Source organism: Sphingomonas aurantiaca (genome assembly GCF_003050705.1).
Taxonomy (GTDB): domain Bacteria; phylum Pseudomonadota; class Alphaproteobacteria; order Sphingomonadales; family Sphingomonadaceae; genus Sphingomonas; species Sphingomonas aurantiaca.
The window spans coordinates 295,502-307,213 of the sequence record NZ_QAOG01000001.1 but is presented as its reverse complement, the minus strand read 5'-3'; the positions used below and the strand labels follow the sequence as shown (position 1 = coordinate 307,213).

Sequence of the window (11,712 nt, the reverse complement as noted above, 5' to 3'; positions counted from 1 at the left end):
GAATAACCCCTTGCCCCAGCAAGAGGCGTGTTGACAAGCATCCGCACCCTCCACTAGAGGCGCCCTCCTACCCCGTGCCCGGATGGCGGAATTGGTAGACGCACCAGCTTCAGGTGCTGGCGATCGCAAGGTCGTGGAGGTTCGAGTCCTCTTCCGGGCACCACTTTCCAATTGGGTTTGGAGAGTACAGACGCAGTTTGGCAGCACGGCATCTAGCGACCGATGTCGCATAATGCAGCGGTGTTGCATCGCGCACATGCAAGCGTACTCCGCGTTATCACCGTTTGTCGTCAGACAGCAGATGGGCCAGCTGTGAAGCGCTCGTTGGCGTCATACGGTAGCGACCCCCTCCCCTCGCTCACAGCCGCAGATCATACTGCATTTCTACACGTCACCGGTCGTGGCGTGCCGCAAATTAGGCCCGAGAAGAACATTGCAAGAACGCGCGCCTGATGCGATTGGAGATGACCGAATCGAGGACGCGAGAATGACCGATCACGACGACGAGCAGCAGGAGCCGAAGCCCGCGTTCGGGCAGTGGCTTGTCACGCAGAAGGACCGGAGCGACCTTGTCGGTCAGCTTGCGATCGGAGCAGCCGCCGATCGCCGTTTCCCACGCAACGGGGACCCCGAGGCCGTGCGCAAGCACCTCAGTGCCATGCAGGCCGAAGGCGACATGTTCGCTGCCGTCGACGACGCCGAGTCCGACTGGTTGTCCGCGTGATGCAGGACGCCTGGAAGCAGGCCTTCGCGCTGATGGCGGACCATGGACAAAGGGGCGCCTGCCAGATCGTGGCGTCCGGTATGCAGAAGACGCCGTCAGGGCAGCCCGAGCAATTCCGGCAATGGGAGGTGTTAGCCGACTGCCTGAACGCCGTGGCCGATGCCAGCCGCACGAAGCACTGACGCCGGTGGCGGAGTCCCGCAGATATTTACGGCAAGTGCGAAGACATGCGTCGTGCCGCGCGTTCAAGCTAGCCCGACCCGTAAGGATGTCCATTGCCCAAATTCCTGGTAGCCGAGAGCGAGACCGCAACCGAACGCGACGAGCGTCGCCAGCATGCCGGCAAAAGCGCGGGCGAAACCTACGCTGCGACGCTCGGCCAGTTGCGGCCAGGGGCTGACATCACGATCGTTGCTCCGGCGGATGCCGATGCGACGCAACTCACGCTCGCCGATCTCGCGCGATACGATGCCGTGTTCGTCACCGGTGCCCCGCTACATGTCTACCAGGACAGCCCCGAGGTTCGTCGTCAATTGGCGTTCATGGCGAGCGTCCTTGCGTCCGGGACGCCATCGTTTGGATCATGTGCCGGGCTGCAACTCGCGGTCGCTGCCGCTGGCGGAACCGTGCGCAAGATGGAGCGGATGGAGGCCGGCATTTCGCGCCGCATCGCCCCTACCGAAGAAGGCCGCAGCCACCCGCTCCTGAGAGGACGAGGGCCATGCTGGGACGCTCCTGCGATCCACGGCGACGAGGTCGAAACGCTGCCGGCCGACGCAACGCTGCTGGCGAGCAACGCGGTCAGCGAAGTGCAGGCCGTCGAGATACGCCATGATGGCGGCGTCTTCTGGGGTGTTCAGTATCATCCGGAACTGGCGCCGGGCGAGATTGCGGTGGCGCTGCGCCGTCAGGCGTCGGATATCGTCGATGCCGGGCTGGCGGAGACCGTGGACGATGTCGAACGCCGCGCCGACCAGCTTGATGTGTTGCAGCACGACGCAGGCCGAACGACGGCACTTTGGGCGCTGGGGATAGACCATCGGTTTGCGGAGGAAGAATGCCGTAGGCTTGAACTGAAGAATTTCCTCGAGCACCTCGCCAAATGCTGATCACCCCCGCCGCTACTGCCGCGACGCAAGCCTTCGCCGCGGCGCCCGCTGGCCGGTCATGGAGCAGAATTTGAAGTTTGCAGCGGCCTTGCTTGCAGACGGCCTGATCGACGATTTCATGAACACGTTCGCCGTCCAGGCCGGCAATTACCGTGAGATGGGCGACGCTGTCGATCTGCCCGCCAGATTGGCGCAAGCCACGTCTATTTTGGCAGTGTGACGAACTGGGGCACGTTCGGGCCGGCCGAATACGTCCAAAAGGCTGCCTTCGTGCCGGGACATCCCGACCATGACGATTTCGTCACCGCCTGTCGCGACCCCCGGTTGCCCGACCCAATCATACGGCCGGGCGACTTGGAAGAACTCTTCCATGACGGAGCGTCGGAGGGTGTGAACGCGGGCAACGCCGCCGGATGCCAGCGCCTAGAGCTCGAGGGTCGATCGTGGCGCAGCGTCGATCCTGTTTGCCGGGTTGGACGGGACGCGTCGAACCGTGGACGATGCGCCCCGGCCAACCCGTCCGCCCAAGATTTCCGGCCTTTACAGCCCTTGTCCAGCGCAGCCGGGACAGGCACCGCCCCGTACTCGGGCGTCAGAACGGCTTCGTCTTACGAACCGCAGGGCAGGTTCAGAACGGCAGCCAGCGGCTCTTATGCGTGAGGTTCATGTACCCGACGTTCACGCCGGCGCGCCAGCCGACGCCGAGGCGAATCGGGATCAGCACGACATTGCCACGGCGCAGGTACGTCGCAGCGAAGCCCCCCACGAGATAAAGCCGCCCCTCGACCGCAGGGAAGCGCTTGTAGAGCTCCTCGGTGTCGTAAAGATTGTAGACCAGCACGAAGACCTTGTTCGCGTCGCCGCCGACGTCGAAGCCTACCGAAGGCCCGGTCCAGTAGACCGGCTGCTGGCCCTCGACCTTGTGGCTCATGATGCCCGACCCATAGCGTACGCCCAGGATGAACGCCCCCGATGCCTCGCGGCCCGCGATATAGGCATTGGGTTGTCCCTGATCCTTGAGGATCTTTTCGAGCAGCCCGCCAAGTCCGGCCGCGCCCTTGCCGAAGACGCCTTCGCCCGCCGCGAGCAGATCGTCACGCTCATAGGTATCCGCGGCCTGCATCGTCGCCTCGGCGCGTGTTTCCGGCGCCTGCGGACTTGCCGGAGGCGGCGGCGCAGGGACGGGCTCCGACTGGACAGCTGTTTGCGGATAGGCTGGTCGCGATGGCTGGGTCGACGCCTGTGCGCGCGGCGGCGTCGAATAAGCCTGCGCGGAAATATCGCCGTCGATCGCCTGATTGGGGTCGATCGTACGGACCTGCGCCGATGCGCCCCCCCCGCAAATGGCTGCCGCTAGGGCACCCAGGCCAAGCCAGACGCTACGCATGTCGATCGATCCCCACTACCAAGGCACCCTGCCGCCGGTAGAGTAACCGACGTTCACGTTACCGCGCTATGAACGAGCGGGGTTTGCATGTCGAATTCGGGTAAATTCGGGACGAGCGACCGATTTCCCGACTTTGCAGTTCGCCCCTGGCTGGTCCGATGCAATTCGCGCGGGACATCATTACAGCCGTTGCTCCCTACGCCGACCCTCGCTATAGGCTCGCATCTGCTGCAACCGGAGACGTGGGTGAGTGGCTGAAACCAGCGGTTTGCTAAACCGCCGTACCGGGTTTACTGGTACCGAGGGTTCGAATCCCTCCGTCTCCGCCAATATCTGCCACGAAATCCAGCGTCCCTGATACGATGCGAGCTCGATCACGAAGAGCGAGCGTTGGTAGCGAAGCAATGGTTGCCCGGAACTAGTCGGCTTTGCCGATGAAAGCGCGATACTGCCGCCCCTCACTCAACTTGACGTAAGAGCAGGACTCGTGCGTCGCCGCCGATCTGGCGCGTCCGCTGCCCCGGAGTAGGCATGCGCTTCGATGCGCGACGTCGCTGCCTTCGTGAAACGGTCGGCGACCCCGACCAGCCTCAGCGGACGACGCGCGTGACGTGGCCCATCTTTCGGCCCGGTCGTGCCGTACCCTTGCCGTAGAGATGGAGGTGGGCGCCGGACTCTGCGAGCAGATCCGCCCAGCGATCCGCGTCGTCGCCGATCAGGTTTTCCATCGCCACCGCGCCCGCCGTCAGCGTCGTCGTGCCCAGCGGCAGGCCGCAGATCGCGCGGATGTGGTTTTCGAATTGCGAGCATTCGGCGCCCTCGATCGTCCAATGGCCCGAATTATGGACGCGCGGGGCCATTTCGTTGAACACCGGACCGTCGGCGCCGACGAAGAACTCGCACGCCAGCACGCCGACATAATCGAGTTCGGCGGCGATCCGTTCGGCGAGCGCTGTGGCCTCGCCGGCCTGTGCCAGCACGGCGGCGGGCGCGGGGACCGTCGAATGGCGCAGGATCGCGTCGCGGTGGACGTTGAGCGGCGCATCGTACCGCGCGACGCTGCCATCGAGACCGCGCGCGATCAGAATCGAGAATTCATGCTCGAACGGTACGAACGCCTCGAGCACCGCGGGGCCACCGATCGCGTCCCAAGCCGCCTGCGCGGCGTCGGGCGTCTCGATCTTGACCTGCCCCTTGCCGTCATAGCCGAACCGCGCGGTCTTGAGCACGGCGGGGGTGCCGACCGCCGCCAGCCCTGCCCGCAGGCTTTCGAGGCTGTCGACCGCCGCCCAAGGCGCCGGACGCCCGCCGACGCTCTCGACGAAGCGCTTCTCGCCGATCCGCTCCTGCGCGACGCGCAGCGCGCGCGGGCTCGGGTGCACAGGGACCCGGTCGGCGAGCCATTCGACCGGCTCGACGTCGATATTCTCGAACTCGTAGGTCACGACGTCGCAGGCGTCGGCGAAGTCGGCCAGCACGATGCGGTTGTGATAGTCGGCGCGCGTCATCGTCGAGGCAGACTGCGCCGCGACGCTCTCCTGGTCGGGGGCGAGGACGTGCGTGTGATAGCCGAGCTGTGCCGCGGCAGTGGCGAGCATGCGGCCGAGCTGGCCGCCACCGAGGATGCCGATGGTCGATCCGGGGGGAAGCGGCGTCATGCTCTGGTCCTTCAGGCGGGGTCGGTGGCGACGGCGTCGGTCTGTGCGGTGCGCCACGCCTTGAGGCGGGTGGCGAGCGCATCGTCCGACGTCGCGAGGATCGCAGCGGCGAGCAGGCCTGCGTTGATCGCGCCGGGCTTGCCGATCGCCAGCGTGCCGACCGGGATGCCGCCGGGCATCTGCGCGATCGACAACAGGCTATCCATGCCCTTGAGTGCCTTCGATTCGACGGGCACGCCGAGCACGGGGAGATGCGTCATCGACGCCGCCATTCCGGGCAGATGCGCCGCGCCGCCCGCGCCCGCTATGATGACCTTGAGCCCGCGGTCGGCGGCGGTCGTCGCATAGTCGTAAAGGCGTTGCGGGGTACGATGCGCGGAGACGACCTTGGTCTCGTATGCGACGCCGAGCGTGTCGAGCGCCTCGGCAGCGTGGCGCATCGTCTCCCAATCGGAGGTGCTGCCCATGATGATGCCGACTAGAGCCACGATCGTCCCCTGATCCAAGGAGCGCCGTGCCTAGCGACGGGAGGGGGCTAGGGCAACTACCGGTCATCCTGGGCTCGATCCAGGATCCAGAGCCACGGACGCCGACGCCTTTGGCTCTGGATCCTGACCTTCGTCAGGATGACGGGCTATGGGTGGCTCAGCGCTCGCTCAGGTAATAGCGATCGGTCGCGTTGAGATCGGCGTCGAGTTCATAGACGATCGGCTGGCCGGTCGGAATTTCGAGGCTCGTAATCTCGTCGTCGGGAATGTTCGACAGATGCTTCACCAGCGCGCGGAGCGAGTTGCCGTGCGCGGAGATCAGGACGCGCTGCCCGTCCTTAAGCGCGGGAGCGATGCGTGCGTCCCAATAAGGCAGGACGCGTGCGATGGTGTCCTTGAGGCTTTCGGTCTGGGGAATCGCGATGCCGTCGTAGCGCCGGTCCTTCGACAGGTCGAATTCGCTGCCATCCTCCAGCACGGGCGGCGGGACGTCGAAGCTGCGGCGCCAGATATGGACCTGCGCGTCGCCATGCTTGGCCGCGGTCTCGGCCTTGTCGAGCCCGGTCAGGCCGCCATAATGCCGCTCGTTCAGGCGCCAGTCCTTCTCGACCGGGAGCCAAAGCCGCCCCATCGCCTCGAGCGCGATGTTGAGCGTCTTGATCGCGCGCGTCTGGAGGCTGACGAAGGTCTGGTCGAAGTCGAGCCCCTTGGCGGCCATCAGCTCGCCCGCGGCCTTGGCCTCGGCCTCGCCCTTGGCGGTCATGTCGACGTCCCACCAGCCGGTGAAACGGTTTTCGAGGTTCCAGGTGGACTGGCCGTGGCGGATCAGGACGAGGGTCGGCATGCGGGCTCCTGCGACATGGGAGGATGAAACGATAATGCGGCGATTGCCCCCTATCCGTCATCCTGACGAAAGTCAGGATCCAGAGCCAAGAGGGCCAGCGGTCGGTTACCCTGGATCCTGACTTTCGTCAGGACGACGGGCGCGCGAACGTCAAATCTCGTCGATCATGTCGGCGAGCGTCTCGAGCATCGCGTGCGCAAGCTGCTTCGACCGCTCAGGCGACCAGCCATACTCGGCATCGGGGTTCGCGTCGTGATCCTTGAACGGCATCTCAAGCGTCATCGATACCGCGCCGAAACGCTCGGCAAGCTGGTTGGTCGACATCGACAGGTTGGCCGTGCCGGGTGCGGACTTGGGATAGCCCTTCTCGGTCTGGAAATCGGGTGTGTGCGCCGCGAGACGCCGGCCGTAGTCGTAGAATTTCTCGCCGTGCGCGTCGGTCCAGGACGGAATGCCCTCATAGCCTGCGATGAAGTTCGCCGGGATCGCCTCGTCGCCATGTATGTCCATCGCGACGTCGACACCGGTCAGGTCCATCGCGTTGCGCACGCACAGGACTTCGGGGCTCTTCTCGAGGCTGGGCGTGTGCCATTCGCGATTGAGGTTCACGCCGACCGCGTTGGTGCGCAGATGACCGCGCCGCGTGCCGTCGGGGTTCATGTTGGGGACGACGTTGAAGGTCGCCTTTGCCAGCAGGTCGGCGGTGATCGGATCGGCCGAGTCGGTCAGCCGCTCGAGCGCGCCTTCCATCCACCATTCGGTCATCGATTCGCCGGGATGCTGGCGACCATAGATCCAGACCTGTTTGGGCCCCGACCCGATCGTAAAGCAGTCGATCGCCTGCCCGTCGAGCGATTGGCCGAGTTCGCGGTGCGCTACGCCCGGCAGCAACGCGGTGCGTGCCACCAGCGCTTCGTGCATCTCCATCGTGTACGGCGCGAAATAGGCGAACCAGACGAGATCGCTATCCGCGGTGAAGTCGAACTCGAGAACGCCGCCCTCATAGCGAGTCTCGATCATCCGCCACGCCTGCCGATCGGTGCTGGCGCGCGTCTTGTAGCCCGGCCAACCGAACGGATAGGCCGACTTGCCAGCATTGAGGATGCGGTAGGTCAGCGTCCGTCCGGCCGCCCCCGCCACCCGGAAATAGAACCACTGGAAAAAGTCGGACTGGTGGTCCGTGACGATCTCCAGATCGATTCGGTCTCCGTCGATGGCGACAACGCGAATGTTGCCGCCATCGAAAGCGGCGTTGATGGTCGGGTTCATGGCGTTTGCGTTCATTTCACCTGAATAGTGCGACCGGACTCGCCGGGGAACCCCATGAACAGCGCACGGGCGAGCTTGTCGGCTTGGATATTGGTCCGTGCGTCGTCCTTGCGCGCATCGGCGAACGACTGGGCACGGCCTTCCCAGACCGGCGACTGGTCGGCGGTGCGCTTGATCGTCACTGACAGCTCGGACACTAGGATCGCGGTGCTCCCGCCGCCACCGATCGGGAAGCCGACGCCGCCGCCAAGCCCGACACCGCCGCCGCCACGACCGCCGCTGAAGCCGCCGCCGCCGAGGCCGATGCTGATCGGCGACCGCTTGGGCGGCCCGGCCTGCGTCGTCCGCGTGAAGCCGACGGTCGCGACCAGCAACGGCTTCGCGCCGGCCATCGGCACGCTATAGCCAGCCTTGAGCAGTTCGCCCTGGACCGCTGCGGCATAAGTCTTGAACTCGAGGCTGGCGGGGCCGCCACCGGTGAGCGGCTGTACCGCGATCGTGCCACGGTCGATCGGTTCGCCCAGGTGATAGCGCAGCACCTCGGTCGGCGGCAGCGACGGGCCGGTCGCGCACGCGGTGAGGGATGCGCCTGCCAGCGCCAGGACCAGGATCGAACGAACCGCCATCGGGACTTCCTTAGAATGTTGCGCCATAGTAACGCTCGGACCAGCCGGGTGGGTTCCCGGATGGCTTGAGCGTGTCCATTGCTTGACTTGGACACACCCCGCCATTAGGCGATCCCGTCTTTCCGCACACCTAGATTTGAAAAGAAGCGAATCGATCATGAAGATCCGCAATTCCCTGAAGTCGCTCAAGGATCGTCACCGCGATAACCGCGTGATCCGTCGTCGTGGCCGTACCTACGTCATCAACAAGACCAACCGTCGCTTCAAGGCACGCCAGGGCTAACGCCCTGACTACCGCCGTCATCTTCGACGTCGGTCGTGTCCTGTACGACTGGGATCCCCGGATCCTGTACGAGCGCCTGATCGACGACGATCGGGCGCTCGACGCGTTCCTGCGCGACGTCGTGACGGTCGATTGGCATTTCCAGCACGATGCTGGCCGCGACTTCGCCGACACCTCGGCGGAGCTTGTCGCGTTGTATCCGCAGCATGCTACGTTGATTGCCGCCTGGGGGCCGCGATTCAACGAAAGTATCGGTGCGGGGATCGCTGGCATGCATGCGATCGTCGAAGAGCTCGATTCGGCCGGCGTCCCGCTGTTCGCGATCACGAACTTCAGCCACGAGTTCTGGCCACCCTTCCGCGCGCGCGAAGCGAAGCTGTTCGACCGATTCCGCGACATCGTCGTGTCGGGCGAGGAGAAGATGGTGAAGCCGAACGCGGCGATCTATCGGCTGGCGCTCGATCGATTCGGTCTGGCCGCGGAGGACGCGGTGTTCGTCGACGACAATGCGGCGAACGTGGCGGCCGCGCAGGCGCTGGGCATCGAATCGGTGCTGTTCACGACCGCGGCAGATTTCCGCGCGCGGTTGGTCGCGCTCGGACTGCCGATCGCGAAACAGCACTCATCCTGACGAGCGTCTGGATGACGGTGCGCTAGCCCTTATTGTTGCAACGAAACCGACTGGGCAAGATTCGCCACCGCCGTCTCCTGATCCACGACGGGCTCGGCCAACGTCACCCCGCCCTCGAAATCGTCCGTGACCGTCACGGTCGTCCCCAGCGTCGTCACCCCGAACAGCTGTTTCGCAAAGCCGAGCGGCACGCGGATGCAGCCGTGCGAATCGGGAAAGCCCGGATTCCGCCCCGCATGGATCGCGATGCCGTCCCAGGTCAGCCGCTGCATGAACGGCATCGATGCATCATTATACAGGCTCGACTTGTGGACGGCGTTCTTCTGCAGGATCGGATAGGTGCCAAGCGGCGTGTCCTTGCCATCCTTGCCGCTGGAAATGGTCGTCGTGGCGATCATCGTCGACCCGCGATAGACGAAGGCACGCTGCTCGATCAGGCTGATCACGATGCTGACGGGCTCGCCCGAGCCATTATCCTTCCAGACGAACTGGTTCGGCGACAGCTCGGTCGCGGCCTGCTCGATCGGCATCGCGGCGATGGCCGCAGCGGACGAGGCCAACGCCGGGGTGGCGCCCGCGCCCAGCACGATTGCCAACCCGCATGCCTTCAACGACCGCACCATCCCGCTCATCTGTCCATCCGTTCCCGAGTCTCGATCCGCCAGTCAACGTCCGACCGCGGGGAATGTGCCGATGCGATGAGTCGACGAACCGACCCCAAGCCGGGGTAGTTCGAAGGAACGGACCCACAACCAGTGGAAATGGTTGCAGAATATTCACCGAAAATCGGTTATAGCCATGCCTACGGGAACTGGGGCAATTTCGGGAAAATCGATGCACGACGAGCAAGGTCTTGTGCGCGAACGACGCGCGCTTCTGAAGAACGGTTTGGTTTTGGCGGGGGCTCTGGCGGTACCGGGGGCGGTATCCGCAACGACGCGACTCGGACGTCCGCTGACGGCGCGTGATCTCAAGCCGATGACGCAGCCACCGCTGCCACGCACCACGGTCGCGGTGACCTCGCCGCGAGTCGTTCGCCCCGATCTGTTGCGCCAGGCGATGGCATCGCTCAGCCGCCACGGTAGCCGCATCCCGAACCGCGACCGGATCGCAATTGCCGATTTCGCGGCGCCGTCGGGCAAGCCGCGTTTCCACTTTATCGACTTGGCAAGCGGGCGCAGCACGTCGTTGCTGGTCGCGCATGGCAGTGGGTCGGATCCGGCGCATACCGGCTATCTCGAGCGCTTCTCGAACCGCTTCGGCTCGAACGCCTCGTCCGAGGGCGCATTCGTCACCGACGATTATTATGTCGGCAAGCATGGCCGGTCGCAGCGCCTGATCGGCCTCGATCCGACCAACGACAACGCGCTCGATCGCGCGATCGTCGTGCATTCGGCCTGGTACGCGAACAAGGACATGATCGAGAGCCATGGCATGCTCGGTCGCAGCCAGGGCTGCTTCGCGGTCGGCGAGCGCGATCTGGACCAGGTGTTCGCACGCCTCGGTGCGGGCCGGATGATCTACGCCGCCAAGGTCTGACAGGCGCGGACTCGTGGGCTAGCCCGCAGTCTGCGCCATCCGGCTCTGCTCCATCCGCTGGCGTGCGCGCCGCACGCCGCCGATGAGTCCCGACCAGAGCAACGCCTCCAGCCCGGCATAGCCGAGCCCGAGATGATCGGGCCTGACCGCCAGTACGTCGGCAAGCCTTACCGTCCCCGCCCGCAGGGCCGCGCGGCCGATATCACCCCAGCGTCGCGCAGTTTCCCAGCGGATCAGGCGGATATCGTGCGGCGAGCAATCGTGCGTCGCCAGGAAATCCGCCTGGATCACGCTCAGCGCACTCCCCAGCGTCGCCAGCGCGGCGCGATCGGGCACCGGGCGCCTGGCCATGTTGTGCAGCATGATCAGCGTCGCGACCCGCTCCGCGCGATCGTCGAACAGCCGTGCGTAGCGCTCGGTCAGCACACGGACCGATGCCGCCTCCATCGTATCGACGAACCGCTTCGAGACGCCGCCCGGATGGACCCGGTACAGCACCAGCGCCGCATCGAGCCGCGCGACCGCGCCGAAATGCTGGATCCGCTGATACAGGTCGAAATCCTCCGCATAGAGGAGTTCGGGCCGGGTCACCGGATCGAGCCGCCGCGCAGTCGCGGTGCGCATCATCGTCGACGACCAGACCAGCGGATTTTCGATGCAGGTCAGCCACGCGACCAGTGCGGGCGTGGTGGACGGCGCATAGCGCGACGGGCCGACCACGCCCTCGGTCAGCAGGTCGGCGGCGGTGCCCAGCAATACGGTGTCGGGATGCGCGTCGAGATACGCCACCTGTCGCGCGAAGCGATCGGGGCGGCAGATATCGTCATGGTCTAGCGCGGCGATGTAGCGCCCGCGCGCCTCCGCAAAGCCGCGATTGCGCGCGAGCACCGGGCCGCCGTTGCGCGCCATCTCGACCAGTCGCACGCGCGGATCGGGCCAGGCCCGCACCACGTCGCGCGTGTTATCGGTCGAGCAGTCGTCGACGACGATCACCTCGAAATCGGTAAAGGTCTGCGCCTGAAGGCTGGCGAGCGTCTCCTCGATCAGTCCCGCGCCATTATACGCCGCCATCACGACACTGACCGCGGGGTTGGCCGCCGGGCCGGCCCCCGGCGCGCCTACCCCCATGTCCATGGGCGCATCCTGCCGCATAT

Annotated in this window: 15 protein-coding genes and 2 tRNA genes; 9 read left to right on the top strand and 8 right to left on the bottom strand. The window is 65.4% G+C overall.

What is annotated here, in order from left to right; genetic code table 11:
• The first annotated feature begins 76 nt into the window (after positions 1-76).
• From C8J26_RS01470 to C8J26_RS20330, 5 genes are all read left to right on the top strand, one after another.
• A tRNA-Leu gene (locus tag C8J26_RS01470) sits at positions 77-163 on the top strand.
• A 324-nt stretch (positions 164-487) separates the two neighbouring features.
• The gene (locus C8J26_RS01465; protein WP_056418978.1) at positions 488-724 is read left to right on the top strand and encodes a YozE family protein; all 237 of its coding nucleotides are present in this window, start codon (positions 488-490) and stop codon (positions 722-724) included.
• Positions 721-906: a hypothetical protein gene (locus C8J26_RS01460; protein WP_146168755.1), complete on the top strand. Its 186-nt coding sequence runs from the start codon at positions 721-723 to the stop codon at positions 904-906. Before C8J26_RS01465 ends, C8J26_RS01460 begins: the two co-directional genes overlap by 4 nt.
• Before the next feature lie 93 nt (positions 907-999).
• Complete coding sequence (locus C8J26_RS01455) at positions 1,000-1,833, top strand: type 1 glutamine amidotransferase (protein ID WP_107956439.1); 834 nt, start codon at positions 1,000-1,002, stop codon at positions 1,831-1,833.
• A 70-nt stretch (positions 1,834-1,903) separates the two neighbouring features.
• Positions 1,904-2,053, top strand: a complete 150-nt coding sequence (locus C8J26_RS20330) for a hypothetical protein (protein WP_167398758.1) — start codon at positions 1,904-1,906, stop codon at positions 2,051-2,053.
• A gap of 408 nt (positions 2,054-2,461) precedes the next feature.
• Here the strand turns inward: C8J26_RS20330 and C8J26_RS01450 are convergent, their stop codons facing one another.
• Complete coding sequence (locus tag C8J26_RS01450) at positions 2,462-3,220, bottom strand: DUF1134 domain-containing protein (RefSeq protein ID WP_107956438.1); 759 nt, start codon at positions 3,218-3,220, stop codon at positions 2,462-2,464.
• 236 nt (positions 3,221-3,456) lie between these two features.
• Here C8J26_RS01450 and C8J26_RS01445 point away from each other — a divergent pair.
• Positions 3,457-3,549 (top strand) — tRNA-Ser (locus C8J26_RS01445).
• A 261-nt stretch (positions 3,550-3,810) separates the two neighbouring features.
• Here the strand turns inward: C8J26_RS01445 and C8J26_RS01440 are convergent.
• The 5 genes from C8J26_RS01440 to C8J26_RS01420 form a co-directional block, all read right to left on the bottom strand.
• Complete coding sequence (locus tag C8J26_RS01440) at positions 3,811-4,878, bottom strand: 5-(carboxyamino)imidazole ribonucleotide synthase (RefSeq protein WP_107957011.1); 1,068 nt, start codon at positions 4,876-4,878, stop codon at positions 3,811-3,813.
• A gap of 11 nt (positions 4,879-4,889) precedes the next feature.
• Complete coding sequence (purE, locus tag C8J26_RS01435; protein ID WP_107956437.1) at positions 4,890-5,345, bottom strand: 5-(carboxyamino)imidazole ribonucleotide mutase; 456 nt, start codon at positions 5,343-5,345, stop codon at positions 4,890-4,892.
• Positions 5,346-5,523: 178 nt separating this feature from the next.
• Positions 5,524-6,210: a 2,3-diphosphoglycerate-dependent phosphoglycerate mutase gene (gene gpmA / locus C8J26_RS01430; RefSeq protein ID WP_107956436.1), complete on the bottom strand. Its 687-nt coding sequence runs from the start codon at positions 6,208-6,210 to the stop codon at positions 5,524-5,526.
• Positions 6,211-6,360: 150 nt separating this feature from the next.
• On the bottom strand, positions 6,361-7,479 hold the full coding sequence (locus C8J26_RS01425; protein ID WP_107957010.1) for a M14 family metallopeptidase: 1,119 nt from the start codon (positions 7,477-7,479) through the stop codon (positions 6,361-6,363).
• An 11-nt stretch (positions 7,480-7,490) separates the two neighbouring features.
• Positions 7,491-8,105: a DUF4136 domain-containing protein gene (locus C8J26_RS01420; protein ID WP_107956435.1), complete on the bottom strand. Its 615-nt coding sequence runs from the start codon at positions 8,103-8,105 to the stop codon at positions 7,491-7,493.
• 157 nt (positions 8,106-8,262) lie between these two features.
• On the opposite strand from C8J26_RS01420, the gene ykgO reads away from it, so the two are divergent.
• Positions 8,263-8,388 (top strand): type B 50S ribosomal protein L36, encoded by a 126-nt coding sequence (gene ykgO / locus C8J26_RS01415; RefSeq protein WP_003046794.1) that lies wholly within the window; start codon positions 8,263-8,265, stop codon positions 8,386-8,388.
• Between the two features lie 4 nt (positions 8,389-8,392).
• Positions 8,393-9,019 carry an HAD-IA family hydrolase gene (locus C8J26_RS01410; RefSeq protein WP_107957009.1) on the top strand — a complete coding sequence of 209 codons (627 nt, stop codon included), beginning with the start codon at positions 8,393-8,395 and terminating at the stop codon, positions 9,017-9,019.
• 29 nt (positions 9,020-9,048) lie between these two features.
• Here C8J26_RS01410 and C8J26_RS01405 read toward each other — a convergent pair whose 3' ends face one another.
• Entirely contained in the window at positions 9,049-9,651 is a 603-nt protein-coding gene (locus C8J26_RS01405) for a L,D-transpeptidase family protein (RefSeq protein ID WP_244185111.1), read from the bottom strand.
• 202 nt (positions 9,652-9,853) lie between these two features.
• On the opposite strand from C8J26_RS01405, the gene C8J26_RS01400 reads away from it, so the two are divergent.
• Positions 9,854-10,558: a murein L,D-transpeptidase catalytic domain family protein gene (locus C8J26_RS01400; RefSeq protein WP_056419014.1), complete on the top strand. Its 705-nt coding sequence runs from the start codon at positions 9,854-9,856 to the stop codon at positions 10,556-10,558.
• Positions 10,559-10,576: 18 nt separating this feature from the next.
• Here C8J26_RS01400 and C8J26_RS01395 read toward each other — a convergent pair whose 3' ends face one another.
• Positions 10,577-11,692: a glycosyltransferase family 2 protein gene (locus C8J26_RS01395; protein WP_244185110.1), complete on the bottom strand. Its 1,116-nt coding sequence runs from the start codon at positions 11,690-11,692 to the stop codon at positions 10,577-10,579.
• Positions 11,693-11,712: the final 20 nt, after the last annotated feature.

What these genes read in the sequence shown, in the direction of transcription:
- C8J26_RS01465 (WP_056418978.1), top strand. Translation starts at nt 488, where the DNA reads ATGACCGATCACGACGACGAGCAGCAGGAGCCGAAGCCCGCGTTCGGG.
- C8J26_RS01450 (WP_107956438.1), bottom strand. Translation starts at nt 3,220, where the DNA reads ATGCGTAGCGTCTGGCTTGGCCTGGGTGCCCTAGCGGCAGCCATTTGC.
- purE (WP_107956437.1), bottom strand. Translation starts at nt 5,345, where the DNA reads ATGGGCAGCACCTCCGATTGGGAGACGATGCGCCACGCTGCCGAGGCG.
- C8J26_RS01395 (WP_244185110.1), bottom strand. Translation starts at nt 11,692, where the DNA reads ATGGACATGGGGGTAGGCGCGCCGGGGGCCGGCCCGGCGGCCAACCCC.
- C8J26_RS01405 (WP_244185111.1), bottom strand. Translation starts at nt 9,651, where the DNA reads ATGAGCGGGATGGTGCGGTCGTTGAAGGCATGCGGGTTGGCAATCGTG.
- C8J26_RS01425 (WP_107957010.1), bottom strand. Translation starts at nt 7,479, where the DNA reads ATGAACCCGACCATCAACGCCGCTTTCGATGGCGGCAACATTCGCGTT.
- C8J26_RS01400 (WP_056419014.1), top strand. Translation starts at nt 9,854, where the DNA reads ATGCACGACGAGCAAGGTCTTGTGCGCGAACGACGCGCGCTTCTGAAG.
- C8J26_RS01420 (WP_107956435.1), bottom strand. Translation starts at nt 8,105, where the DNA reads ATGGCGGTTCGTTCGATCCTGGTCCTGGCGCTGGCAGGCGCATCCCTC.
- ykgO (WP_003046794.1), top strand. Translation starts at nt 8,263, where the DNA reads ATGAAGATCCGCAATTCCCTGAAGTCGCTCAAGGATCGTCACCGCGAT.
- gpmA (WP_107956436.1), bottom strand. Translation starts at nt 6,210, where the DNA reads ATGCCGACCCTCGTCCTGATCCGCCACGGCCAGTCCACCTGGAACCTC.
- C8J26_RS01440 (WP_107957011.1), bottom strand. Translation starts at nt 4,878, where the DNA reads ATGACGCCGCTTCCCCCCGGATCGACCATCGGCATCCTCGGTGGCGGC.